This window comes from Vibrio nitrifigilis (assembly GCF_015686695.1).
GTDB classification, from domain to species: Bacteria; Pseudomonadota; Gammaproteobacteria; order Enterobacterales; family Vibrionaceae; genus Vibrio; species Vibrio nitrifigilis.
On record NZ_JADPMR010000001.1, the window covers coordinates 2251069 to 2277379 of the forward strand.

20 protein-coding genes are annotated in these 26311 nt (G+C 42.8%); 3 read left to right on the top strand and 17 right to left on the bottom strand.

Features of this window, described 5'->3' with window-relative positions; genetic code table 11:
* Positions 1 to 107: 107 nt before the first annotated feature.
* Both I1A42_RS09980 and I1A42_RS09985 read left to right on the top strand, forming a co-directional pair.
* Positions 108 to 1541 (top strand): 6-phospho-beta-glucosidase, encoded by a 1434-nt coding sequence (locus I1A42_RS09980; protein WP_196123385.1) that lies wholly within the window; start codon positions 108 to 110, stop codon positions 1539 to 1541.
* Between the two features lie 164 nt (positions 1542 to 1705).
* Complete coding sequence (locus I1A42_RS09985; RefSeq protein ID WP_161157480.1) at positions 1706 to 2764, top strand: LacI family DNA-binding transcriptional regulator; 1059 nt, start codon at positions 1706 to 1708, stop codon at positions 2762 to 2764.
* 221 nt (positions 2765 to 2985) lie between these two features.
* On the opposite strand, the gene I1A42_RS09990 is transcribed toward I1A42_RS09985, so the two are convergent.
* From I1A42_RS09990 to I1A42_RS10005, 4 genes are all read right to left on the bottom strand, one after another.
* The gene (locus I1A42_RS09990) at positions 2986 to 4176 is read right to left on the bottom strand and encodes a sugar transporter (protein ID WP_161157481.1); all 1191 of its coding nucleotides are present in this window, start codon (positions 4174 to 4176) and stop codon (positions 2986 to 2988) included.
* Positions 4177 to 4370: 194 nt separating this feature from the next.
* Positions 4371 to 4916, bottom strand: a complete 546-nt coding sequence (locus I1A42_RS09995) for a glutathione peroxidase (protein ID WP_196123386.1) — start codon at positions 4914 to 4916, stop codon at positions 4371 to 4373.
* Between the two features lie 192 nt (positions 4917 to 5108).
* Positions 5109 to 5876 carry an ABC transporter ATP-binding protein gene (locus I1A42_RS10000; RefSeq protein ID WP_196123387.1) on the bottom strand — a complete coding sequence of 256 codons (768 nt, stop codon included), beginning with the start codon at positions 5874 to 5876 and terminating at the stop codon, positions 5109 to 5111.
* Positions 5876 to 6928 (bottom strand): FecCD family ABC transporter permease, encoded by a 1053-nt coding sequence (locus I1A42_RS10005; protein WP_196123388.1) that lies wholly within the window; start codon positions 6926 to 6928, stop codon positions 5876 to 5878. The genes I1A42_RS10000 and I1A42_RS10005 overlap by 1 nt, the downstream gene beginning before the upstream one ends.
* 182 nt (positions 6929 to 7110) lie before the next feature.
* Here I1A42_RS10005 and I1A42_RS10010 point away from each other — a divergent pair, with 182 nt between their 5' ends.
* Complete coding sequence (locus tag I1A42_RS10010; RefSeq protein ID WP_196123389.1) at positions 7111 to 8220, top strand: ABC transporter substrate-binding protein; 1110 nt, start codon at positions 7111 to 7113, stop codon at positions 8218 to 8220.
* 78 nt (positions 8221 to 8298) lie between these two features.
* Here I1A42_RS10010 and I1A42_RS10015 read toward each other — a convergent pair whose 3' ends face one another.
* The 13 genes from I1A42_RS10015 to I1A42_RS10075 form a co-directional block, all read right to left on the bottom strand.
* On the bottom strand, positions 8299 to 9078 hold the full coding sequence (locus I1A42_RS10015) for a dimethyl sulfoxide reductase anchor subunit family protein (protein ID WP_196123390.1): 780 nt from the start codon (positions 9076 to 9078) through the stop codon (positions 8299 to 8301).
* Positions 9071 to 9700 (bottom strand): DMSO/selenate family reductase complex B subunit, encoded by a 630-nt coding sequence (locus tag I1A42_RS10020; RefSeq protein ID WP_196123391.1) that lies wholly within the window; start codon positions 9698 to 9700, stop codon positions 9071 to 9073. Before I1A42_RS10020 ends, I1A42_RS10015 begins: the two co-directional genes overlap by 8 nt.
* A 4-nt stretch (positions 9701 to 9704) precedes the next feature.
* The gene (locus I1A42_RS10025) at positions 9705 to 12122 is read right to left on the bottom strand and encodes a DMSO/selenate family reductase complex A subunit (protein ID WP_196123392.1); all 2418 of its coding nucleotides are present in this window, start codon (positions 12120 to 12122) and stop codon (positions 9705 to 9707) included.
* Between the two features lie 685 nt (positions 12123 to 12807).
* On the bottom strand, positions 12808 to 13278 hold the full coding sequence (locus I1A42_RS10030; RefSeq protein ID WP_161157335.1) for a YhcH/YjgK/YiaL family protein: 471 nt from the start codon (positions 13276 to 13278) through the stop codon (positions 12808 to 12810).
* 145 nt (positions 13279 to 13423) lie between these two features.
* Complete coding sequence (locus tag I1A42_RS10035) at positions 13424 to 15328, bottom strand: sensor histidine kinase (protein ID WP_196123393.1); 1905 nt, start codon at positions 15326 to 15328, stop codon at positions 13424 to 13426.
* Positions 15329 to 15332: 4 nt separating this feature from the next.
* Positions 15333 to 17579, bottom strand: a complete 2247-nt coding sequence (locus I1A42_RS10040; protein WP_196123394.1) for an EAL domain-containing protein — start codon at positions 17577 to 17579, stop codon at positions 15333 to 15335.
* 580 nt (positions 17580 to 18159) lie between these two features.
* Entirely contained in the window at positions 18160 to 19320 is a 1161-nt protein-coding gene (locus I1A42_RS10045; RefSeq protein WP_196123395.1) for a M20 family metallopeptidase, read from the bottom strand.
* On the bottom strand, positions 19317 to 20729 hold the full coding sequence (locus I1A42_RS10050; RefSeq protein WP_196123396.1) for a M20 family metallopeptidase: 1413 nt from the start codon (positions 20727 to 20729) through the stop codon (positions 19317 to 19319). The genes I1A42_RS10045 and I1A42_RS10050 overlap by 4 nt, the downstream gene beginning before the upstream one ends.
* A gap of 84 nt (positions 20730 to 20813) precedes the next feature.
* Positions 20814 to 21641, bottom strand: coding sequence for an ATP-binding cassette domain-containing protein (locus I1A42_RS10055; RefSeq protein WP_161157340.1), 828 nt, complete (start codon positions 21639 to 21641; stop codon positions 20814 to 20816).
* Positions 21641 to 22633, bottom strand: a complete 993-nt coding sequence (locus I1A42_RS10060; protein WP_196123397.1) for an ABC transporter ATP-binding protein — start codon at positions 22631 to 22633, stop codon at positions 21641 to 21643. Before I1A42_RS10060 ends, I1A42_RS10055 begins: the two co-directional genes overlap by 1 nt.
* Before the next feature lie 12 nt (positions 22634 to 22645).
* Positions 22646 to 23551 (bottom strand): ABC transporter permease, encoded by a 906-nt coding sequence (locus I1A42_RS10065; protein WP_161157342.1) that lies wholly within the window; start codon positions 23549 to 23551, stop codon positions 22646 to 22648.
* Between the two features lie 12 nt (positions 23552 to 23563).
* Positions 23564 to 24481, bottom strand: a complete 918-nt coding sequence (locus tag I1A42_RS10070) for an ABC transporter permease (RefSeq protein WP_161157343.1) — start codon at positions 24479 to 24481, stop codon at positions 23564 to 23566.
* Between the two features lie 57 nt (positions 24482 to 24538).
* Positions 24539 to 26056, bottom strand: a complete 1518-nt coding sequence (locus I1A42_RS10075; protein ID WP_161157344.1) for an ABC transporter substrate-binding protein — start codon at positions 26054 to 26056, stop codon at positions 24539 to 24541.
* Positions 26057 to 26311: the final 255 nt, after the last annotated feature.

Consider the following 26311-nt stretch of genomic DNA (forward strand, 5'->3'; position numbering starts at 1 on the left):
AACCGGTTACAATTTTCTTTTGATTGATCTAGAATAGTCACTATTGATCCTGAGTGAATCGTCATGTTGGTCAGGATCCGTTTATTCATTTCCAATCGAGGAATATTATGTCTACGTTAAGTTTCCCAAGTGATTTTTTATGGGGCGGAGCTGTCGCAGCGCACCAAGTTGAAGGTGGCTGGAATAAAGATGGTAAGGGTCCAAGTATCGTTGATGTTCTAACCAAAGGTGCCCACGGCGTTCCTCGCGTGATTACCGATACCGTTGAAGCCGATCAATTCTATCCAAACCACGAAGCTGTCGACTTTTACGGCCGTTATAAACAAGATATCGCCCTATTTGCGGAAATGGGATTTAAATGTTTTCGTACATCGATTGCGTGGACACGTATTTTCCCCAAAGGTGATGAAGAGACACCAAATGAAGCAGGACTGCAGTTCTATGATGATATGTTCGATGAACTGCTCAAATATGGTATCGAACCTGTTATCACATTTTCTCACTTCGAAATGCCGCATCACTTAGTCAAAGAATACGGCGGTTGGACAAACCGTAAGGTCGTTGATTTCTTTGTGAAATTTGCTGAAGTGGTACTCAAACGCTACCAAAACAAAGTGAAGTATTGGATTACCTTTAACGAAATCAATAACCAAGCCAACTGGAAAGCACCGCTATTTGGTTACTGTAATTCAGGGGTGATTTATCTTGATCACGACAACCCAGAACAGACACTTTACCAAGTCGCTCACCACCAATTTGTTGCCCATGCGAAAGTCGTAAAACTTGGTCACGACATTAATCCAAGCATGCAAATCGGTAGCATGATTCACATGATGCCGCTTTACCCTGCGTCATGTCGCCCTGAAGATATGCTTAAAGCACAAGATATGATGCGCAGTAAGTATTTGTTCAGCGATGTTCAGGTACGTGGCTATTACCCAAGCTATCTACTGAAAGATTGGGAACGCAAAGGCATTCATGTACAAATGGAAGAAGGCGATGATGAAATTCTGCGCCAGGGCTGTTCCGATTATCTCGCTATCAGCTACTACATGACCAATATTGTGTCTGCCGAGCCAGTTGAAGGTGATTCGGACAGCTTGTTTGGAGAAAGTCGTCTCAATCCTCACCTTCCAGCTTCCGACTGGGGCTGGCAGGTCGATCCTCAAGGGCTGCGCTTTGCCCTCTCTGAACTTTATGAGCGTTATCAGAAACCAATTTTCATCGTCGAAAATGGTTTAGGTGCTCTAGATAAGGTTGAACAAGACGGCTCAATCAACGACGACTATCGCATCGAGTACCTCGGTGCTCATATTCGTGAAGTAAAAAATGCTATCGCTCTCGACGGGGTTCCTGTGATGGGCTTTACCCCTTGGGGTTGCATCGATTGTGTGTCATTCACAACGGGTGAATATCGCAAACGTTACGGTTTTATCTATGTCGACAAACACGATGATGGCAGCGGCACAATGGAACGTTCGAAGAAGAAAAGTTTCTTCTGGTATCAAAATGTGATTAGTACCAATGGAAATGAGATCTAATTGATTGATGATCCCAGGCAGATTTTAGTGCTATCACCTCGTCGTGATTCTCAATACACATGAATCGCAATGAAAGAGTAAATATCTACTCTTAGTCTCATTGAAAATTGTGGTACTCTCGCCGCCCTTAGACATTTGGGCGGCGTGATCTTAGAGGACATTTCATGGCAACAATCAATGATGTATGCAAAACAACAGGCTTATCTAAAGCGACGGTTTCCCGAGTCATCAATGGAAGCGGACAAGTGAAAGCCGCAACTCGAGAACGAGTGGTTGCCGCAATGAAACAGCTCAACTACCACCCAAGCAGTGTCGCCCAAGCGCTAGCAACCAATATTTCCAATTCTATTGGCTTGATACTCCCCCAATTTCAAAGCAACTATTTCGGCAGCATTTTGTATCATGCTGAGCAAAGTGCCCAAACAGCAAATAAAAAACTATTAGTCGTTAACAGCAAAAACAGTGCTCAAGGGGAAACAGAAGCCGTTGAAACACTTATCTTTCAACGCTGTGATGCAATTTTGCTGTATAGCCGCCATTTAAATGAAGAAGCGTTAGTGAAACTGCAACAGCAAGCTAACGTGCCCTTAATCGTACTCAATCGCCAATTAAATTCGGCAACAGTTTCTAGTTTTGGCTTTGAACAGGTTCAATTAGCCACCATCGCTGTCGATCATTTGATTCAGTTAGGACATAGAAATATTGCCTGCATTACCTCACCATTAGACAGTGAAACAGGACGATTACGTTACCAAGCTTATCAAGATGCACTTACAAAGCACGATATTACAGTAAATAAACACTTGGTCACACAAGGGGAAAATACATTAGAAACAGGTTATCGAGCCACTCAGCAGTTACTCCAAAATCTCGGCCATCAAACAGCACACTCTTGCCCATTTAGTGCTCTGTTTGCCTGTAATGATGATATGGCAATTGGCGCGATTCGCGCTCTACACGATGCAGGCTTAAAGGTACCTCATGATGTTTCCGTCATTGGCATAGATAACGAACCAGCAGCCGCTTATGCGCTGCCCAGTTTATCCAGTGTCTCTTTGCCTATTCATTCACTAACCATTGACGCAATGAATCTAGCTATTAAGCAAATTCCAACAATGAATAACACAGTAGCAACACACAAAAATTATCAAGGAAGCCTTGTCAGCCGGGAATCTTGCACAAAATTCCACTCAGTTAACACTTCTTTCGCAACGCGAATGTAACATTACGCACTCAATATCATATGATGTTTACTTTTTAATATTATGCATTAAAGATAATATAATTATATAAATGATAATCGTTGCTATCCATAAAAATTAACTGTAACCTAAATCCCGCTATTGGAATGTGATTCCTGCCTCCCCAAAATTGGGATCGCCTTTTAATAGCAAAAAAAAGCGCCACAGGACGTGGCGCTTTCCCCCTTATTTTCTAAAGGAAATTATCTTAGCTGTGGATAGCGTCGTAACAAGAAGACGATAAAGCCTAAACCAACGACCCCAAATGCCACTCCAGCAACACCAATCCAAGTCACACTCGACATTTGAATCACTTTAGCACCAATCAAAGCACCTGAGCCGATGCCGAGGTTAATAATGCCAGAGTACATAGATTGAATCATATCCGACGCTTCTGCATTGATATTCAATACTTTTACCTGCATACATAGCGATATCACCATCAGCGCAGCGCCCCAAACAATCACATCAACAATGATTGACCAATGGAAGGTAACCGATGCCACTAGAGCCGCCATACATACGATCATCAGTACCACATTGCCATAGAGCAGAGAGGTGTTATGTTTTTCACCTAAGTAACTGAAAATGATACTACCAAGAATACCAGCGCCACCAAACGCAAGAAGAATCAATGTCGTGAATCCAGGACTAATATGAGCCACATCATGCATGAATGGTTCAATATAGCTGTAAGCAGTGTAGTGAGCAGTAAACAACAAGAAAATGAACAAGTACAAGCCCATCAACATTGGATTACGTAGCAATGTTGGCAATGTTTTCATTGAGCCAGTAAATAAGCTTGGTAATTTTGGCAATAAACGAGCCAATACCAATAATATGATGAATGCGACCACACCAATCACAGCAAAAGTAATACGCCAACCAAATGCCTGCCCGATCATACGGCCAAGTGGAACCCCAAGCACCATCGCAAGTGATGTCCCTGTCGCGAGCACACTTAATGCCAACGTCTTTTTACCTGGAGGGGCAACACGAATCGCGATAGAGGCGGTGATCGACCAGAAAACAGCGTGAGCAAAAGCGATACCAATCCGGCTTATCACTAATGATGGAAAATTCCACGCAAATACGGAGCCGACGTGGCTGATGATAAATAAGCCAAATACCCCCATTAACAAACCTTTGCGCTCTAACTTACTCGTCACCATCATCATAGGCAGTGACATTGATGCCACAATCCAAGCATAGATAGTCAACATCCAGCCAGCACTGGCAGCGGTGATATCAAAATCTCTTGCAATATCAGTCAGTAACCCTACTGGAACAAATTCAGTAGTGTTAAAAATAAAAGCACTGAAGCCTAGCGCGAAAACGCGCATGTACTGAGAATGGCGCGTCACCGTAGGCGCCGTTGCGGTGGTTTGGCTCATAACGACTCTATAAAATTAAAAACATTGATTTCAAGGACGCGGCGATTGTCGCGCGTTTTATACAGAAAAGATAGATGGATCACAAAATTTTTCAAGTAAACCATTTCTGTTTCTTAAAAGCTGAGAAATTGAACAAAAAAATCCGAAGCCAACAGCCTGACTTCGGATGATAATTTTTACAGCGCCGGGGGAGATTATTTAGCTAATGCTTCATCCAATGCTTTAGTTAAAATTGGGTGATCAGGCGTCATATCTGGTGCAAAGTGACCAATCACTTCACCGTCTTTGCTCACTAGGAATTTTTCAAAGTTCCACAGTACATTGCCGTCTTTCACTTCAAAACCATAACCTTTCAGCTTTTCAACAAAACCGCTATCTGGAGCTGTAGTACGTTCTGGAATCGCAGAGAAAAGTGCTTGGTATAAAGGATGACGACCTTCACCATTCACTTCTACTTTACTGAACATTGGGAATGTCACACCAAAACGAGCAGTACAGAACGATTGAATTTCTGCTTCTTCACCTGGTTCTTGCGCACCAAACTGGTTACAAGGGAAACCTAGAATTTCCAAGCCTTCTTCTTTGCGAGCTTTATAAAGATTTTCTAACGCTTCGTATTGTGGTGTTAGGCCACATTCAGACGCGGTATTCACAATCAATAGTGCTTTGCCTTTGTAATCAGACAATTTTTGTTGTTTACCTTCGATGGTGACAACGTCGATATCGTAAATGCTACTCATTAGATGTTCCTTTTTATTCGTTATGGGATTCCTTGTTGACCAATTTGGCCAACGCAATGACAATACAATAGCGCACAATTATATTGTGTACAATCAATTAGTTTCAGTTTTGTGTAAAAACTATCCGTACAACACAAGTATACCCAAGTAACCGTTGTACGGATGAACGACATCATTCATTAATGAGAAAGATTAGGCGTAACGGAAGGTTCTGACAAAAGGAATACCATCAAGGTCATAGGAGACCTGAGCGGGCACACCATACACCTGCTCTATCAACTCAGCAGAGAGCACGTCGGTAGGCTTCCCTTGTGCCACGACCTTACCCTCTTTCAAGACAATCAAATTATCCGCATATTGAGCGGCTAAATTGAGATCATGTAATACCATTAAAGCCGTCCAGCGATGTTGTTCAGTCTGTTCGATCAAATGGCCAAGCATCACTTGTTGAAAATGAAGATCCAAGGCACTGACAGGTTCATCTAACATCAAAACTTGCGGACTACGCAGTATCGCTTGTGCAAACAATACCATTTGGCACTGTCCACCACTTAATGTGCGAATATCTCGATCAGAGAGATGAGCAAGACCGATTTGATCCAGTACCTCAATCGCTTCGCGCAGCATCTCTTCATCAACACGCCAGCTCAATTTGTCTAGCTTACCCAGCAACACCACTTCGATAACAGTCAGGTTCGCATCAAGGCGAATATCTTGTGGCATGTAACCAATACGTTCGCGCCATTGAGTTAACTGTTTATAGTCAAGTGGCTCACCATCAAATGAAATCTTGCCCTCTTTCGGCTTGATGTCGCCAAACAACGTTTTGAGTAGCGTACTTTTCCCTGTTCCATTCGGGCCAATAATAACGTTCACTTCGCCCTGCTGAAGGGACAAGTTCATTTGATCGGCCAGTAATAGTTGATCAAGTTGTACGGTTAAATTATCAATAGTTAACATTAGCGCCTCCGAGCGATGATCAACCAGAAGAAAAACGGAACGCCGATAATAGCGGTTACAATACCGATAGGAAATAGCGCTCCCGGCACAATGACTTTTGATAAGACTGACGCACTTGATAATAAGAACGCACCAACAACAAAAGACAAAGGTAAGAAAAAGCGTTGATCTTCACCGACAATCATCCGAGCAATATTCGGCGCCACAATGCCAATAAAGCCAATGATACCGACAAAGCTCGTTACCGTTGCGGTCATCAAAGCGACGATAAACAAGATTTTTAAGCGCAATTTCGATACATCAACCCCCAGACTTTTAGCTCGTTCTTCCCCCAAGCGTAATGCAGTTAATTTCCACGCATCTTTCATCATTGCAACAAAGCTCCCCCCTACCACTACTGTGATAATGGTCAGGTTCTGCCACGTTGCTTTAGACAAACTACCAAACAGCCAAAATAGAATTTGCTGGCTCAATTCTGGAGATGAAATGAACTGCACCAAAGAGAGTAACGACTGAAACAAAAACAGCAGAGCAATACCCGCTAATATTAACTGCCCTGAGGTGATGTGGCGCATCATCGCTAACATAAACAGGAAGGTTGCTGAAAGCATACAACAAACAAACGCGCCTATCGGCACAGCGTAGTCTGCACTCATCCCCAACGCACCGACATATAAAGTGAGCGCAGCACCAAAACCAGCCGCTGCGGCCATCCCTAATGTATAAGGGCTTGCCATGGGGTTATTCAGTAATGTCTGCATTTCAGCGCCGCCTATACCTAAACTGCCTCCCACCACAATCGCCATAACAGCGATAGGAAGGCGTAAATTAGCCACAATAACTTGGGTTGTCGGGTCAACGCTGAGAGGAAAACCTACAAAGTTTAATAACGCATACGTGACACTAATGACATCGAGCATCGAAGGGCCTGTCGCAATATCAAACAAAAATGAGCTAAGCAGTAACATGCCCAGCAGCATAATGATTCGCCACCGACGCTGTTCACTTTTTCTTTGTTGCACAATGGCGTTTTCTATAGCTGACGCTGTCATGATAGTCCTTAATTAAATCACTCTTCGCTACACTTCACAGCGTTTAACCACACTCTTCTACATCAGAAGACTCTGAATTATATAGAAACACTATGAATGATAATTTCATAAATTATAAGTTGCGCGATTATACAGTAATAAATATGATAATCATTATTATTAGCTACATAACATTAACTTAAATGAAAAATTTACTGATTTTCTGCACACTACTTTTTGCTATTCCGAGCTGGGCAGCCCCAGCGCAATCAAGCAATACCCAAACCATTACTGACGTTTTAGGGCGTTCAATTACTTTAGAATTACCTGCCAAACGCGTTGTTATTGGATTTTATGGTGAAGATTACATGGCGATCGGGGGTGAACAATCGTTCGACCATGTCGTTGGTATGTCGAAAGAGATTTGGCAAAAATGGCGACCAAAAAACTGGGCACTGTATGTGAAACACCGCCCATCATTAGCGACACTGCCAGAAGTGGGTAAAGTGGACACACAAACCTTTTCTGTTGAAAAGGTCATCAGTTTAAAACCTGACGTACTGCTATTAGCTGACTGGCAATATCAAGCACTAAAAAGTGAAATACCTCGTTTTGAAGCGGCGGGAGTTCATGTTGTCGTCGTTGATTACAATGCACAAACACTCGAACGCCATATGAAAAGTACCCAAGTCATTGGTGAACTGACAGGCCAAGTTCATCGTGCAGAGGTCATCGCCGAACAGTATAAAGTAGATACACAATTAGTGTTTGATCGATTAGCAAAAGCCAATCTACCCCAACCTAAAGTGTATGTAGAATACGGTTTCACTGGCCCACAAGAATACGGTTACACCTTCGGGGCAAACATGTGGGGACGTATGGCGATGTTAGCTGGCGGAGACAATATTGCTGCACCATTTATCAAATGGTGGGGACATCTAAATCCGGAGCAAGTTATCGCAGCCCGACCTGATGTTATTTTCTTGACCGGTACCGAATTTGGTAAAAACGAGCAATCAACGTTAATAGGTGAAGGCGTATCGAAGTCCGTTGCTCAACAGCGTTTAGCCGGATTTGAACAACGCATGGGCTGGGCAAGCCTGCCAGCGGTTCAAAACCATCGAATTTACGGCATGTATCACTACGGCTCACGCTCAATTATGGATGCGAGTATGCTGCAATTTATGGCTAAAGCGATGTATCCAAAACTGTTTGCAGATATTCATCCTGAACAGAAATATCGCGATTTTTACGCCAAATATTTACCAGTTACGCCAACCGGTACATTTATGGTGTCATTACAAGATAAGTAACGCCTTGATTAAGAAAGAATAAAATAAGCCAAGGCGAGAGCCTTGGCTTCATTATTCTCTACTTACTGCGTATCAGCATTACATACCGATAGACCACAAATCGTAAAAGGCGATGCGTCCCGCTAATTCAGCCACAATAAATACGACCCCGCTGCTTAAAGCCACAGGTACGATACGCTTCTTGTAACTGTAAACCGCCAAGACTAACGCCACAGCATAGAGCGCCAATTTTGCATCGAAGAATCCCATTCCTTGCATGAGTATCTTTGGTGATGAAGCACTTAAATGCGCCATATAACTCGGAATGATTAAAAAACCCAAAGCAGCAGCGAATACGGTGATAACCATATTCAATCGAGTTGGTTGCCAAATCAGAGCCAATGCACCGCCAGCGGTAAATGCGGCCAAGATCATTTGGTAACTGGTGAAATGAGTGTCCCATTGAGGAATCGTTATTAGCGTGTACACGCGCGGTATTAGTACAATAAGTACCACTGCTGATACTGCCGTAATCACACGTAATAGTAGCTGTAACCCTTTCAATTTTGGGCGTAAATACATCACGGCCAAACTGATAAACAGCAAACCACCATAAACGGCACAACTCACAATTTCGTTACTCATTGGAGAACGCCCAGTACCAAACAGGGCATTCATTGCTCTGAAGGGACGTCCTAAGTGTAATATCGCACTACCGCCCGCCAACGCAACCAGAACCAAACAAGCGACACCCATTTTGAACAAAGCCTGATCAGTGGTTGCTTTACGATTAATAAGTTGATTAATCACACTTAAAATCAATAGCCCCGCAGATGCTTGAGCTAAAACGGTAAAGAAAACTAACGGTAACTCATGCATGTTTCACTTCCTTAGGGTTTTGTAGCTCCCCTAACTGATGTTCTTTATTAGATACGGCTTTTGGATGCGGCTTAATAATCAAGTTCGGATGAGTCAAACTTGAAGATGGCAGAGGAGCAATATCACACTCATTACCATATTTCGCACGTAGCTCATCGATTGGGCCAAACTCAATCGCACGTTGCGGACAAGATTCCATACACACCGGGTTCAAACCTTGTTGCAGACGATCTAAACAACCATCACATTTCGACATCACTTTTTTCTCTTCGTCGAATTGTGGCGCACCATATGGACAGCGCATTTCACAGTAACGACAACCGATACAAACGTCTTGGTTGACCAATACAATGCCGTTATCTTCGCGTTTGTGCATAGCGCCCGTTGGGCAACCTTTTACACAAGCTGGTTCATCACAATGGTTGCATGAGATGGATGCATAATAAGCAAAGGTATTGTTTTGCCATGCATTGCCCTGTTTTTCCCAAGTACCACCGCCATATTCATAGACGCGGCGGAACTTACGACCAACATCAATATTATTTTTATCTTTACAACTCACCTGGCAGGTTTTACAGCCTGAACAGCGTGAAGTGTCTATGTAAAATCCTAATTGTTTCATTTACTTAAGCCTTCTCAATTTCTACCAGGTTAGTGTGTTGTGGGTTACCTTTTGCCAATGGAGTCAAACGATGGCTGGTGATTGCGTTAATACAAGAGCCAATATCGATACCATTTTTGTAAACCGACCAAGCACCTTCAGGCATTGCAGTCACACCAGGTAAAATACGGTGAGTCACCTTCGCTTCGATTAACACCGTGCCGCGATCATTGAATACTTTGACCATGTCGTTATTAGCAATACCACGTTCACCCGCATCAATCGGGTTCATCCAAATTTGGTTCGGCACAGCTTCTTTCAACACACCCACACTGGCATAAGTTGAGTGGGCATGACCTTTGGTGTGGAAACCGGATAACTGCAAAGGATATTTCTTATTCAGTTTCTTATCCCAAGGGGTATCTGGCACGGCTAGGAATTCAGGAATTGGCGGAATACGGTCACCCTCAGGAAGAATCCAGTTATCCTGTAGCTCTTGCAACGCTTCAGAGTAAATCTCAATTTTGCCCGATGGCGTACCAAGAGGATTCGCTTGTGGATTTGCATAAAACTCTGCATGCGCCGGACGTTTAGATAACGGTGATAAGTGTTGATCCAATACACCCGTGCCACGCACTTTGGCAAACGGTGGTAAGTGAGGACGTTCTTTACGCACCTGTTCGTAATGATGTTCTACCCATTGCGCTTGAGTACGGCCTTGAGTAAATTCTTGTTCGATATCCAGTTTACGCGCGATGTCAGCGCACACATCATAAGTGCTGCGACATTCCCACATTGGTGTGATGGTGTTTTCCATCGAAATCATATATTGGTGCGCCCCCGCGTGAGAGTTACCCACCAAATCACTGGCTTCTAAGTAAGACGTTTCAGGAAGTAAGATGTCCGCAAATTTCGCAGTCGCCGTCATGTGGTTATCAATCACAATGATGGTTTCACACAGTGAATCGTCTTCCAATATTTTACGAGTACGGCTTAGTTGGCCATGTTGGTTAGCGAGCACGTTACCGGCTTGGTTAACGATCATTTTGATGCCAACGTTAAGCTTATCTGCACCCTGCAAATCATGCGTTTTTGCTGTGATCGTTTCAGGGTGAGCTATCGCATCAGTCCAAGCGTAAACAGGAATCTTAATACCAACTTTATTTTCTTCTTTTGGTAAATAAGGCACTTTGTATTTTGGACCGTGTGGCCAGTTACCATTGTTGGTACCTAGGCGACCGAACTGGTTTGCGATAATGGTTAGGCTTTGAATCGCACGTACGGTTTGTTCACCATTACCATGACGTTGAGGGCCCCACCCTTGACAGATATACGCGGCTTTCGCGGTGGCGATTTCACGTGCTAACTGTTTGATTCTTGGAGCAGGAATCCCTGAAATATCCGATGCCCAATCCGCTGTTTTTTCGATGCCATCATCGCCATTACCCAACACATAATCTTTGTAGCTTGCGTTTGCTTTGGCAGAAGTTGGTAATGTGTCTTTAGTAAAACCAACCGCGTATTTATTGATGTGCTCTTCATCGATCAAATCTTCTTTGATCATGGTATGCACTAAACCGGCAACTAACGCAGCATCGGCAGTCGGACGAATAGGTAACCATTCTGCGTGGCCAACTACTGTCGAGTCTGTGTATCTAGGGTCGATCACAATGACACGAGCTTGAGATTTTTCTAATGCGCGGCGTAATTCTTCAACTTGGCCACCACCCGACATGCGAGTTTCAGACAGGTTCAATCCAAACAGGACAACAAGGTCAGAATCTTCAACTTGAGTGAAGTTTGCCCCTTCGTATTTACCAAACGTATAAGAGTTCGCTTTCGCAATTTGTGCAGTTGAATAGGTGTTGAAGTAATCTAAATAACCACCTGTGCATGTAAGAAGGCGCTGCCAAGCTGGGCGACCTTGGGTGTGGTAATACGCCCCAGTGCCGTATTGGTAAAAAATAGCATCGCTACCATATTTGCTGCGAATACGTGCAATTTCATCGGCAATAGTTTGCGTCGCTTCTTCCCAAGAGATGCGTTTAAATTTCCCCTCACCGCGTTTACCTACCCGTTTCATTGGGTATTTCAAACGGTCTGGGTTATACACACGGAATTTGTTTGAACGACCACGAAGGCAAGGGCGAATAGTATGTTCACCGAACACACTTTCATCTGTTGGCAGTTCTGGTTGCACCTGCACAATACGGTCGTTATCAACCGTAACACGCAACGCACAACGGCTACCGCAGTTTACAAGACATGCACTGTGTTTAAACGTTAGGTTACTTTGCGACTCAACCGATTTAGCGAGCGCTTTTTTCGAAAAAGGCAAAGTCGTTAGCGTAGAAAGCAATGCGGAACCCAATCCGATCTTTCCTGAATATTCAAGTAGCGAACGTCGTGTGGTTTCGACGTTTAAGAAGGACAACTTGCTCATGGAATGCTCCAGTAATTAACTCCAAAAACATAGTGAAATCAAAGAATCAACACTATGTATGAACAGATTGTGTTTTCTAACGACAAGTTATGACATTTTGTCTTATTTTGTTTTTGTTATGAAGAAATATGAACAATCCGTATACAGATAGACTACCGATGAATAATGATAGAAATTATGATTTAGATCATTCGCGTACGAATTAAGGGGTTATTTTTTATATTTAATTGAGTTGTTGATAATTAAAATCATTTCATTATAGATTTCATATAAATATTGATGCACATAAAATTTAACGTAATGTATATATAAAAGATATTATTGCTATAAAATATATTTATTAACCGTAAACTACTGATTTTTAAGAGTGTGTGATATTTAGGCTAAAAAGTGATTTTTATAATTAAATTGAGAACGTTCCCTTTTTTAATATTTATCACTTTATAATCAATATAAATAAAACACTCATTACTTATAAAGTAACCGCTATTAAAATATTCAATTAATAATAATTTTATATGTTTTTTATCGAGGTAATTATAAAAACTATCAATAATGCACTTATGTCCATATTTTTATGAAATTAATAGAATATAAATAAAAAACGATACCTAATTGAAAGTATCGTCTATTGGGAGAACGGGGTTGAAATCAACCTTCTTTGGATCATCAATACTAAGAAATATTACAAAATATCTTTATGTACTTTAATAATGACTTTTCGTATCGGTGCCGGCGTATCACGAACAGCAACAAGTGGGCGGTGTGGTTGACCTGGATAGAACACAACAAAATCCCCAGCACCTAGCGTGATAAAACGTTCGTTTTTAAGCTGATTACTAAACGCTAAATCTTTTTCTGCAAGGAAGTCTTGTTCCAAAGCGATAAATGTTTCTGTGCTATAACCAAACGTTTCTTCCCCTTCAAGTAGCAGTTGCACATCAAGATACTGCTGATGACATTCAGGGGTACGTTCTTTAATCAAATGCGTTTGATCATCTACTAACATGAAAAAAGCATTGTCGTCTGCCAATTCATATTTGCCGTTGGCTAACGACTCGTTAGCAAGACGAGTGGTGACTTGTTGAATCAATTTTACTAACGTTGGAGACAGCGCGTTATGGAACGAAGGTTGTGCAATATTTCCTATAAACATGAGCATATTCCTATGGTTAAGTTGGAATACATCATAAACCTATCAAGGTAATTTGCGACAGGATCAAGTCAAAAACGAGTGTAAGATAATACATTTTCATCAGGCAGCATGTCTAAATCTCACCCGAAGGGCTATAGACATGCTGTTAATCGTCTGGCAGAACTAACGTCATGGTTTGCGGTATATTGATCACAAAGGTCGTTCCTTTGCCTAATTCCGAGTCTACTTTTATCGAGCCATTTAAGGTACGCGTAACCCATTGATGTACAAAATGCATTCCCAACCCAGTACTCCCTTGGGACCGCTTACTTGTCACGAAAGGTTCGAATATTTTAGCGGCAATATCACTGTGCATTCCTTTACCATTATCAGCAACTTGTAAAATGACTCGCTCATTTTGACAAGTTGCACTAATGGTTACTTTCCCGCCTATTTCAGGTTCAAAAGCATGCACGATAGCGTTAACCACTAAATTTTGTAGAACCTGAGAGATGATGCCGGGAATACCCATCATCTCGATACTTTCGCTATGAAGGTCTATGTCGACATTAGCCACTTTTAAACGATGGTGTAACGTTTTTATGAGGTCATCGATAACTTGTTCGACATTGAAGGCAACAATATCTTCTCTGGCTCTGTCGATCGCTAACCGTTTAAAACTTCGAATGAGTTGCGCGGCTCTTTGTTGATTACTTTCAACAAGCTCTAAGCCCTCTTTAGTTGACTCAATATAATTTTGTAACTCTTTCTTGGTCAGCCCCGTAACAAAAGACTCAGATAACGCGTTATGCTCTTTTTTGATGGTTGATGATGCCATTATTGCCGCGCCTAACGGGGTATTAAGCTCATGAGCCACACCTGCCACCATCATTCCTAATGCAGACAATTTTACCGACTCTATTAAATCATCTTGTAAAAGCTGCTGTTGAGTTAACAACTTTCGGGTCGATTCTGCAGATTGTTCTAACAGAATTTTATCGTCGGCCAATTTGTGATTCACCTGAATCAACTGCATACTCATTTTCCGTTCACGAGAAATCGCCCAACTTGAACAAAAGAACAGCAGAACGCTTAAACTTATCGAAGGTATCGCAATGCTCATCTTCTGATCGTTAATAATGCTTTTTGGCGTATTGGCAATAAAGCACAACTTCGAATTCTGGGTGTCTTTATTGTAATAGAATCCCCGAGAGACATCAGTACACTTGTAAGTAACTAAACCAGAGGGGACTTCAATACTTTTCATTTCATTTAATCGTTGTATCTGCTGCCAAACCGTAGGATTAATGATCTGAATGTTTTTACTTTTATTGTCTAAATCATACCCCCACTCATAAGATCTGTTTGGGTGCATCACCCAGTAACCACGCTTATCGACGATCTGTAGTTGCACTTTTTCATTATTAAATTCACGCAAAGAGTTCAGTAATGCGCCAATATCGTAATTGAGAATAAATAAACCAGATCTTAAATGCTCATCAGCATCCGTTCTTAACGTGACACGAATCGTCGGCCGGTAAGGTATTTCAATTTTGCCATGTTCAATATTAAGATCTAACGCGGACAGATAAACATCACCTTTATCTGCTGCTATACCCTCCGAAAAATAATAGCGGTTACTTTTATCCTGAAGATTCTTCTCATCAATGACGATGGCATCACCACCTTTCCCATCAACCCTGACTTGTTCTTTACCTTGCTTGTCTAACCATCGAACCTGCATCAATGGCTCATAGGTTTTAATAAACGAAACAAAGGTTTTCTCTGCCAGCTCTCTATTTAATGGCGAATTAAGCTTTAATGAAGACTGCATGGAAGGCGTATCATGAAGAAGGTTAATTGTATCTTCCATACTCTTTATTTCATGACTAAAAATCACCAGTGATTGCGTAATATCTTTTTGTTGAACCTGAATAATACTATCAAGATATTTGTTGACGTTGATGGTATAAATCGTCCACCCAAGAATAACGCTCCCCATCATTCCTAAAATAAAAAGAATTAAGGTATAGCTTCGCGTATACGGTTTTGATAACTCATCAACTTGCATGATGCTAGCCCACGATATCTTGGGGTTGATGTTGTTTTAACCAATCGATTAACTGACCTAATGGCATTGGCTTAGCATAGAGGAAACCTTGCCCGATATGGCACCCTTTTTTCAATAACGTTTCTTTTTCTTCTTGCGTTTCAATACCTTCAGCCACCACTGAAAAATTAAACAGTGAAGCAAGATTAATCACCAACTCAACAACCTGTTGATTAGCTCTGTTTTCTCTCAGATTCGTCACAAATGTTTTATCAATTTTGATCGTATCTGCGGCTAATTTAGAGATATGTGCCAGTGATGAATAACCCGTACCAAAATCATCGATACTGACGTGTACATGTAAATCATGTAAATGCTCTAAGATAGGATTAACTTTGGCGTAAGAATCCATGGCTTGAGTTTCGGTAATTTCGACATCAAGTAACTCTGGATCAATATGTTCAACGGCAATGGCATCTTCGATAAGCTGTATATAAGAAGATTCATATAAATCTTTCACGGTTGCGTTAAATGAAATTGGCAATTTATAACCGTGTTTTCCTAGCGCTTTAATTGCCTCTAACGTCAAATTTAGCGCAATCGCATCCAATTTAGTGATAATGCCTGAATTTTCGGCAATTGGAATAAAGGTGTCTGGAGGAATCACCGCTCCTTGCTTTTTCCAACGTAACAGCGCCTCTAAACCAACTGGCCGATCATTGTGAAGATCGATCTTAGGTTGCAGTTCAAGAAAAAATTCATCTTCTTCAATGGCTGCTTTTAAATCATTAAGAATCTGATATTCCGTTAATAATCGTTCACGATACCAAGCACCATAGGCCATAAAACCGACGCCTTTTTGACGTGCGTAATAAAGCAGACTTTTTGATAGATATAGTATCTGCATAGCCGAAAAAGATGACATATGTGAAAGGTCAACTTTAATAATCGTTAACGTATAATTACGTAATTCACCATCAACCTCATTGATCTGATTGGTAAATTCAACCAGCTCACTATCATCGATAGCCTCATTCTTATTACATAAGACAGAAAATATACTCGATTCAATCCGGCTAAATGCCATGGGGTGATGATATAACTCTGAAATTTTATGATAAGTATGAGTAATCACCTGAAGCAAAGAGTCTTCACTTAAAGTCAGGGCTTGCGAATCAAAATTATCAATGGAAAAGATGACTAATTGCGTATTATTCCGGTCAACACTATTCATGTTTTGCAATTCACGTAATAACCAGTTCTGGTTATAGATTTGCAGTTCTGAATCCAAATAGGCGAGATTAGAAAGTTGGTTTATAAGTGCAATTTTCATAAATCCAGAGCTGATATTTTCACCAAACACTTGTAAAAGGTGAATGCTATATTCACTTAAAGGTTGCTGTCCCTCTGCCAGAATAAAATAGCAGTTAGATTGTTGTTGCTCGTTAGAAAAACAGAGAATCGATAAGTTATCATTAAACTTATGGCTATGTTCTGATATTGCTTCCTGATACAAGTCACCGAATTTATCAAGCAAGACAGGAGGTAACGGCTTGCCAACAGGTACATTTTCATGTCCGGAATAAGCAAGGACATAAGACTGTTCTAGCGAATCATTGGTGACGTGAGTCGCGACACAGAGAGTGGATTCTCCCTCTCCCCCATCAATTATTGAAGCGACTTGCTTAAGCACTACTTGGATGAAAGACTTTTTATCATACTGGCTGGCCAGTTGCCGTGATGCGTCTATCACCAATTGCAGCCCTATTCTTGCTTGCTCTAACTGATACATTGACCGCCACGAACGGAGATTAGAGGCAACCACCGCTTTTAATATGTCATAATCAATCTCTGATTTATTCCAATATTCGTCAATATCATACTTCTGCATGACATCTTTGCGCGGTGCAACACCGGGTTGTCCTGTCAGCAATACAATCCTAACTAATGAGTTTCCTTGAATATTACGAATAGTCTCGACCAGACGTAAACCTGCATCATCGTCTTCCATCACGACGTCTAACAATATCACCGCAATTTCGTCATTTTGAGCAATCATTGTCGCCGCCTCAGAGGCAGAATTGGCAGTCAATATTTCCTCAACATCCCCTTTATCAACAAAGTCTCTTAAACTGTAAAGGAGAGACTGCTGATAACTTAAATCATCATCTACAGATAGAATCTTACCGATTGTTTTTATTGTTGAATGCGTCTTTATCTTTTGCGGAAAATCCGTTGGATCTTCCATAAAAATAAATTTTTCATCACCCATAGAATCAAGTTCCTTATCCACGACATTGAGTAACGTCCGGTCACTACTCTTTAAGTAGTATAGGTATAAAACCGATTGCACTAAGGTTATGACGGATATTTTTCATTGTTTAACGAGACTGTCGCCATTGTCTCATGTATATCCTTGTGACTTTCTTATTCTCAATACATTAAGAAATAACAAATTTATTCGATGGATAGAGCAGAGCAGATATGGAATGAAGAGGACAATATACGGAAGAGTGACCGCATTTAGGCATGAGTAGGAACATCGCCTACTCACACCTCTCTGAGATCATTTGGCTATAAGATAACTATACCCAAATGACCTCAAAATGCAGGATTCAGAGCTTCATCAACGAGCCAAGGTCAAGCTCAATCACGGTAGGAATGGTCATTCCCTTTCAACGTGATTGGGCGCAGAAATAGGTTTGTTGATGAGCTCCCAAAGGGCGAGTTGTATTCGCTCCTAGGCTGTGTTACTGATTTTTAACGTAGAATGACTATGTCTTCAAATCAGTGCCTTGCCTAAGAGCGAATATATTCTCGCTGAAACAGCATCTTGAGGTTACTTGGGTATATTATAATGCGCAGCAACATCGAGCGACAATCAGCGCTTTCGAAACGAAGGTTGAAAGGTCACAGAATTCTCGATCGGTATGAGCATAGCCGCCAACAGGCCCTGTCGCACATAAAGTGGGGATTTGCATCGCGCACGTCCAACCAGCATCGGAGCAGCCGCCAGTAAACTCACCATCGACTTCGATTCCCATGGCTTGCGCTTCTTCCCGGTACAAACTCAGTAGTGAGCGACTCATCGGCTCTTCGAAGGGTAAGAAACCCACTTTTTTCTCCCATTCAATGGTCGCACCATCGATCAGAGCATTATTAACACAAGTTTCAAGTTGCTGTTCCAGCCATGCACCTTGTTCAGCCGTTAAATAACGCACATCCAGAGTTGCACTTGCTTTCTCTGCGACGGTGTTCGGTGTGGTTCCCCCCGAAATTAAACCGATATTGGTGGTAATCCCTTTATCGTAATCTGTTAGCGCATGTATTGATTGAATTAAATTGGCGAGAATGCCAATAGCACTAATCCCATCTTGATGGCAGACGCCCGCGTGTGCCGCGCGACCAGTCACATCAAAGGTATAAGTGCTCCCCCCTTTACGGGCTTTCACAACATTGCCAGTAATGCGTCCGGGTTCTGCATTAAATACCGCTTTGGCCCCTTCGACATGCTCAGCAATAATTTTGCGCCCATTCGGTGAGCCAATCTCTTCATCACTGGTTGCTAAGAGCATTAACTGAAGTGGCAGAGGCTGACCCGACTCTTTTTGATACTGATGAAACGCTTTGAGAATAAAGCAGTTCATGACAATGCCTGATTTCATGTCAGCAACACCCGGACCGAACGCTTTATCGCCGTCTTGAGTAAACGGACGTTTTACTACTTCGCCGGTCGGAAATACAGTATCTAAGTGGCCCGACAATACCAGAGGCGCTTGAGTTTTGTCGCCAACACATGCTTTGACTGAGTAGGTGTCGTGAGTCGTCAATAATTGTGCGTCGATACCTGAGTCGACTAATTCTTGATGCAAGCGTGTTGCGATCTCTAAACGTCCCGCATCGTTATGGCTATACGAATCTATATTGACGAACTCTTTCAACAGTTCCGTCATCGATTGGCGTTGATCAGCTAACCAGTTCGTAACGAACTCTCTCATGTTTTCTTGCATCATTGACGCTGCTCCTTAATGTGTAATCCTTGTTCGGCGAGGTCCCAAAACACGCCTGTCATGATTTGCAGTGATTGCTTCATGACACTGCCTAAACAGTGCTCGTTAGGCCCATGTTGCAAACAAGCTGGATAAGAATGTGGAATCCACAAGGTGGGTAACCCTAGCGTATTAGCAAACGTGGCATTAGGTAATGAGCCACCTAAATTGGGAATCAGAGAAATATCTTCGCCAGTCGTACTTTTTATCGAGTCTTTCGCCCACTCAACCCAAAGGTCATCAGGGTCTAGACGGGTAGCTTCCATTTGTGAAGCACGTGACGCACACACTTTAACATCGTCAAAGCCATGCTGCGCTAAATGTTCACTGATAATCTCGATAAAACGATCGCTTTGGCTACCGACCACATAACGAATTTGACCGAACAATTTAGCACTGCCCGGAATAGCGTTAGCTGGAGCATCTGGGTTTCCCGCGGTGCAGGCTAAAATTTCCAGCGTATTCCAACCGAAGACGCGCTCGGCTGGTGTTAGCCCAGGCTCACCCCATTCTAACGAGAGTTTGGGATCATGTTCACCAGCGCCAACAGGAATGGTTTTTACTGCATCACGCACTGATTCTGGCAAGCTTTCAGGCAATAACTTAGGCACCAATATACGGCCATTTTCATCGACTAAACAGCTCCACGCGTTCATCAACCGAGTCGCTGCGTTCGACAGCAACCCTCCCCAGTTACCAGAATGGTGTGAACCTTCACGAGCGTACACATCCAATTCAAAGTTAAATGAGCCACGCGAACCTAGAAAAAGAGTGGGATAATGAGCGCCAACGCGAGGCCCATCAGAGGCAATAAATAGGTCCGCTTTTAAGCGTTCTTTATTTTGCTGACAAAACAAATCTAAACCTGGAGACCCCGATTCTTCCCCCATTTCAAATAAAATTTTGACGTTAAAACCTAACTGACCTTTCAGTTCTAACAAAGTTTTTAATGCGGCTAAATTAACACTGTGTTGCCCTTTGTTATCAGCAGTGCCACGTCCGTACCAAAAGTCACCATCCACCACTATCTCCCATGGCGAAAGGCCTTCTTTCCACTGGTCATCATAACCACGTACCACATCGCCATGCCCATAGGTTAATAACGTGAGTAATTCAGGATCTTCAATCCGTTCAGCCACCAAAATAGGCCAAGCTTGTGGGTCATCAGCACCGGGATTAGTAAAAATTTCACAGTTAAATCCCATTTGCTTAAGATAGGGAATCATCTGCTGCTCAAGGTACACGGCAAGAGCGGGATACCCCGTTGGCGTTTGACTTTCCGAACGGATCGCAACCCGTTCAGACAACAAGGTGAAAAACGCGCCCGAGTCAAAATACTCAGTAACACTATCAATAGCTAATTGTCGACTCATAAACACTCCTTTTTTAGGCACGAAGACGCCCTGCTCTGCATGATGCAGAACGCCTTTTAATCTAATGAAAACAGGTAAAGCTTGTTAGCTGGCTTTGGACCAGACTAAAGATTGTGGATCAGGCAGACCTAAGTCAGGATCGGGGGTCAGAATAGACGCCAACAAGGTTTGAGTGTAGGGATGCTGCGGATCATCAAAAATTTGGGCACGTTCACCCTGTTCGACAATACGCCCCTGATGCATAACAGCGACCCGATCAGAAAGGTATTCCACCACGGCTAAGTTATGACTGATGAATAAATAGGTCAGCCCAAGTTCTTTTTTCAATGACATCAATAAATTGAGAATTTGTGCTTGTACCGAAACATCTAATGCAGAGGTCGGTTCATCGCAAATCAAAATACTCGGTTTTAAAATCAAGGCACGAGCAATAGCAACACGCTGCCGTTGCCCACCAGAAAGCTGGCCGGGGAACTGCTCCAGTAAGCGATCGGGCAAGCCAACTTTACGCGCAATATCCACCACTTCTCTTTCCTGCGTCGCTTTGTTACCCATTTTATGCAGAACCAAGGGTAAACGGATGATGTCTTTCACACGTTTGCGTGGATTCAATGATGAATATGGGTCTTGAAAGACTGGCTGAATGACTTTTGCCAGCGCCATTCGGTCACTTAAATCGATTTCTTTATCATGAATTAATACGTTGCCTTCGCTAGGTGCGAGTAACCCTAATACCATTTTCGACAAGGTACTTTTACCACAACCAGATTCGCCCACCAGCCCTAGCACTTCACCAGGTCGCAGACGTAAATTCACTTTATTAACAGCAGTGAATTGACGTTTCTCTTTCCACATCCCTTTGCTGACTTCAAAGTGACGAGTCAGATCACACAGTTCGAGCGCATAGTCCATTATGACGCCTCCTTAACAGGGTATAAGGTGATTGGGCAGCGAACCCAATGTTGTTGACCACGTTTTTCCAGCTGCGGATTACATTCTCGACACTGGCTCATGGCTTGTTCACAGCGGTTAGCAAACGCACACCCTTGAGTTTTACCAATCAAGCTTGGCACAACACCATGAATTGTCGCTAACTCTTCACCCGGCTTTGTCTTTCCCGGAATAGGAATACAACTCAATAATCCACGGGTATACGGATGTTTAGGCTGAGAATAAATTTCTTTAACTGTCGCGGTTTCCACGATCTGTCCGGCATACATTACTGCCACGCGGTCAGCGATACGCGCAACCACACCCAAATCATGCGTGATAAAGATAACGGCAGTACCAAACTCTTGTTGCAGTTCGCGAATCAAGGTCAGAATTTGCGCCTGAATCGTCACATCCAGTGCAGTGGTCGGCTCATCGGCGATGATTAAATCCGGTTCACACATCAATGCCATAGCAATCATGATACGTTGACGTAAACCACCAGACAGTTCATGCGGATACTGATTTAAACGCTCTTCTGGATAAGGAACGCCTGCGCGTTTTAATAAATACAATGCACGCTCATTAGCTTGCTGACGACTGATTTTCTTGTGGGCCATAATCCCTTCAGTTAATTGGTCGCCCAGCTTAAATGACGGATTCAGCGACGTCATCGGCTCTTGGAAAATCATCGACATATTTAATCCACGCAAGGCATTACGCTCTTTCTTGCGGATTTTTAGTAAGTCTTTGCCTAAAAACTCAATTTTATCTGCAGTGCACTTCGCTTTTTTCGGTAACAGGTCCATCAAGGCCATTGATGTCATCGATTTACCACAACCGGATTCCCCCACAATACAGAGCATCTCACCGCGATTGACGGTAAAGTCGATACCTCGTACCGCATTAAGGGGGCCATTTGCCGTTGGCAAACTCACTTGTAAGTTACGGACATCCAAAATTGTCTCTGCCATACTGCCTCCTGATTAACTGCGGTTTTGTGGTGCGTTCAAGTCACGTAGACCATCACCCACTAAGTTGATTGCCATGACGAGAACCATTAAAGCGATACCGGGAATAGCAATAACCCAAGGTTGGAAAAACATATACGCTTTTCCTTCGGCCACCATCAACCCCCATGAAGGTAGCGGTGGTTGTACGCCTAAGCCAAGAAAAGAGAGTGTCGCTTCAAGTAAAATCGCGTGTGCCATTTCTAAGGTAACAACGACAATCAAAGGGCTCAAAATATTCGGTAACAGCTCACGTAATAAGATGTAAGGTGTCGATGCTCCTAGCACTTTTGCCGAAGCAATAAATTCTGCGTCGCGTAACTGTTGCGTTGTCGCCCGGGCAACAACCGCAAAACGATCCCACAGCAACACCCCCAGCAAGATGATCACCATTTGCAATGATCCCCCGACTAAAGAGGCCATTGCCAACGCCACCAAAATGACTGGCATGGATAGACGCGTCGTAATTAAGTAGCTGATAAAGGAATCGGTTTTACCACCAAAATAACCAGCGATAATACCAAGTGTGGTACCAATCACACCGGAAAGCAGCGCCGCCGCTAAACCGATAATCATGGAGATTTGCGCACCATACAGTAAACGGCTTAGGTAATCACGGCCAAGTTTGTCCGTGCCCAACACGTGGTCCCATGAGCCTTTTTCTTGCCAAACTGGCGGAATCATTCGCTGTGTGACATCTTGAGCATACGGATCATGTGGCGCAATCAAAGGCGCCAGTAATCCACTGAATAAAATAACCAGTAACAGTACTGCTCCAAGCGTTAAGCTATGGTGACCTAGGACTCGGTTCAATCCTTTACGCCATGGCGGAATTTCTGGCATGGCGCCCTCTAGGGTATTCATAACGGTTGCAGACATCATTGACCTCCTTGTCTAAGCGATGCGTAATTTTGGATCAAGAGCCGCATTGAGCATATCAGCCAAGAATGTCAGCACGATATAAAACAAGGCGATAATCAGTACAATGGCTTGCACAACAGGATAGTCGTTACGAGAAATCGAATCCCAAGCCAGTTGCCCCAATCCTTGTAAGGAGAAAATAGACTCCACCACCACAGAACCGCCGAGCATAAAACCCAGTTCAACGGCTAACAATGCAACAACTGGAATCACTGCATTACGCAAGGCATGTTTTAACACCACTTTGGTTTCGCTAATTCCTTTAGCGCGAGCCGTACGAATATAATCAGACCCTAACACTTCGAGCATTCCGGTACGTGTTAATCGCATGATGGAAGGGGTCGCGTAATACCCTAAAGCAACCGCGGGTAACACGAAATTTTGCCATGAACTATTACCTGCAACGGGTAACCAATGCAGTGTCACAGCAAAAATAATAATGAGAACCAGACTAAAGAAGAAACTCGGCATAGCCTGCCCTAAAACGGCGATAGCCAGAGCTAAACGGTCAATCCAAGTATCTTGTTTAATGGCTGCCACAACGCCAAGAGGGATCGCAATAAACGTGGCTACCGCCAGAGCGATACCTCCTAACGTCATGGTGATAGGTAAACGTTCGGTGACAAGGTCACTCACTGATTCAGTGAAATAATAGGAGTTACCAAAGTCGAAATGTAATGCCCCCCATAACCAGTGAAAGTACTGAACTAAGATAGGCTCGTTCAACCCAAACTGAATTCTTACTTGTTCCACTTGTTCTGCGGTTGCTTCAGGCCCTGCAATAGATGTCGCTAAATCCCCCGACAAATGCAGCAGCATGAAGCACACTATGGATACGGTGAAAGCGACGCCAATCGCCATACACAACCTACGTAACATATATTTCAACATGTGAATCTCCTTCCCTGAAGTCACGTTTACAACTTTGTTAGCAACAAAAGGCTAACTCTACTTCCAGCTTGCTTCCCAAAAACGTGGGAGCTCATCGGGGTAGGCTTTAAAATTCAGATCTTTGGTAAAGGCGTAGTTACTTGAATAAGTAAACATCGGAGCCCAATACGCATTTTTGGTGATCTTATGAATGGCTTCACCATACAGTTTTTGACGCTCTTTCGGATCCGTTGATGTATCCGCTTGATCCAACCATTTAATTACTTGAGGATCTTTATCTTCGTCATCTGCACCACCTTTAAAGTAGACACTCACAATCGCAGAGGCGTCGTTAATCGAGTAAGAGCCCCATGTTTGGAAGGCCATTGGTACTTTGCCGGAGCGAGCTTGATCACGCAGCGCGGCATAACTCATGTAGTGCAACTTGGCGCGAATCCCCACTTTACGTAAATCACCAATGACCGCTTCAACATAATCACGATCGCGGTACGCATAAATATCGGTATCAAACCCATCTGGATAGCCTGCATCCGCTAACAGTTGTTTGGCTTTTTTCGGATTATATGGATATTGAACCGCATCTTGCGCTTCACAACCAAATTGGTCAGGGAAACATGGTGCACTTAAAGGTCGACTACCACCACGAACCAAAGCACTTGCGAGTGCTTTACGCTTAATGGAATAGTTTACCGCTTCACGTACTTTGACATTTTTAAACGGTGAATCGGCTTTACGGCTATTCAACGTTAAGAAACCGACCCGCATGGTTTCGCTACTAAGCACATCGACGTTTGGCATCTGTTTAAGCTGATCAGCTTGGTCCGACGGTACACGCCAAATCCAATCCACTTGACCTGTCATTAACTGCGCTACGCGGGTATCAGGGTCAGGAATCAACACAAATTTAATTTTGCCAATTTTTGGTTGACCAATTGGGCTCTCTTTAAAGTAGTGCGGGTTTTTCACCATATCGACTTCTTGACCATTCACTACTTTGGTAATTTGGTATGGACCAGTACCGATCGGTGCTTTATCAAAGCCAGCTAAACCGACTTTTTTAAAGTATTTCTCTGGATAAATAGGTAAAGGACCCGCTAGGTATTCAATCGCCGCTGGGAAAGGTTTATTGAGCTCAAATTCAACGGTGTAATCGTCGATTTTATTAACATGTTTAATCCAAGAAATATTTTGCAAGGTCACAACTTTAGAACTTGGGTCTAGCGCATAATTGAATGTGAACGCGACATCATCTGCACTAAAAGCATCGCCATTTTGGAACTTCACGTCTTTACGTAAATTCAAAACTAAATGAGTGGGATCTTTCCACTCCCATTTAGTCGCCAGCATCGGCTTGTATTTACCGGTGTCAGGATCGCGGTAAATGAGGGTATCCCATGCCAAGTGACCTAAGATCACACCTTCACGTAGGTTATTGTGATAAGGACTAATATTTTCTGGCCAACTGTTTGAGGCATACGTGAGAGTATCGTCTGATTTGCCAGCAAAAGCGCTGGTAGAGCTTACTGCGAGTGTAGAGGCGATTAAAAGTGAAAGTCCATGTTTAACCAGAGACATAAGCATTTCCTTATACTTGGGTACTCGTTAATCCATCCCTTTGCACATATCGGCTATTGTTGCATGAATAGACAACCTTCCGATAAGACGACGCTATATGGGAGCGTAAAAAAGCGAACAGTTAAGGGTCGTTAGTCATGGCAAAACAGTCAGTTATAGGTTCTTTAAGCCAACCTTAACCATTCACTTTCATTTCATACTATGGTAATAAATGCATTGCCACAATTATTAATTTGGCAACAAATCATTGCCAAT

Coding starts and splice junctions, on each gene's coding strand:
- I1A42_RS10010 (WP_196123389.1), top strand. CDS start 7,111: ATGAAAAATTTACTGATTTTCTGCACACTACTTTTTGCTATTCCGAGC.
- I1A42_RS10045 (WP_196123395.1), bottom strand. CDS start 19,320: ATGATGCAAGAAAACATGAGAGAGTTCGTTACGAACTGGTTAGCTGAT.
- I1A42_RS10000 (WP_196123387.1), bottom strand. CDS start 5,876: ATGTTAACTATTGATAATTTAACCGTACAACTTGATCAACTATTACTG.
- I1A42_RS10025 (WP_196123392.1), bottom strand. CDS start 12,122: ATGAGCAAGTTGTCCTTCTTAAACGTCGAAACCACACGACGTTCGCTA.
- I1A42_RS10030 (WP_161157335.1), bottom strand. CDS start 13,278: ATGTTTATAGGAAATATTGCACAACCTTCGTTCCATAACGCGCTGTCT.
- I1A42_RS10050 (WP_196123396.1), bottom strand. CDS start 20,729: ATGAGTCGACAATTAGCTATTGATAGTGTTACTGAGTATTTTGACTCG.
- I1A42_RS09990 (WP_161157481.1), bottom strand. CDS start 4,176: ATGAGCCAAACCACCGCAACGGCGCCTACGGTGACGCGCCATTCTCAG.
- I1A42_RS09985 (WP_161157480.1), top strand. CDS start 1,706: ATGGCAACAATCAATGATGTATGCAAAACAACAGGCTTATCTAAAGCG.
- I1A42_RS10005 (WP_196123388.1), bottom strand. CDS start 6,928: ATGACAGCGTCAGCTATAGAAAACGCCATTGTGCAACAAAGAAAAAGT.
- I1A42_RS10020 (WP_196123391.1), bottom strand. CDS start 9,700: ATGAAACAATTAGGATTTTACATAGACACTTCACGCTGTTCAGGCTGT.
- I1A42_RS10035 (WP_196123393.1), bottom strand. CDS start 15,328: ATGCAAGTTGATGAGTTATCAAAACCGTATACGCGAAGCTATACCTTA.
- I1A42_RS10075 (WP_161157344.1), bottom strand. CDS start 26,056: ATGTCTCTGGTTAAACATGGACTTTCACTTTTAATCGCCTCTACACTC.
- I1A42_RS10040 (WP_196123394.1), bottom strand. CDS start 17,579: ATGGGTGATGAAAAATTTATTTTTATGGAAGATCCAACGGATTTTCCG.
- I1A42_RS10015 (WP_196123390.1), bottom strand. CDS start 9,078: ATGCATGAGTTACCGTTAGTTTTCTTTACCGTTTTAGCTCAAGCATCT.
- I1A42_RS09995 (WP_196123386.1), bottom strand. CDS start 4,916: ATGAGTAGCATTTACGATATCGACGTTGTCACCATCGAAGGTAAACAA.
- I1A42_RS09980 (WP_196123385.1), top strand. CDS start 108: ATGTCTACGTTAAGTTTCCCAAGTGATTTTTTATGGGGCGGAGCTGTC.
- I1A42_RS10055 (WP_161157340.1), bottom strand. CDS start 21,641: ATGGACTATGCGCTCGAACTGTGTGATCTGACTCGTCACTTTGAAGTC.
- I1A42_RS10070 (WP_161157343.1), bottom strand. CDS start 24,481: ATGTTGAAATATATGTTACGTAGGTTGTGTATGGCGATTGGCGTCGCT.
- I1A42_RS10060 (WP_196123397.1), bottom strand. CDS start 22,633: ATGGCAGAGACAATTTTGGATGTCCGTAACTTACAAGTGAGTTTGCCA.
- I1A42_RS10065 (WP_161157342.1), bottom strand. CDS start 23,551: ATGATGTCTGCAACCGTTATGAATACCCTAGAGGGCGCCATGCCAGAA.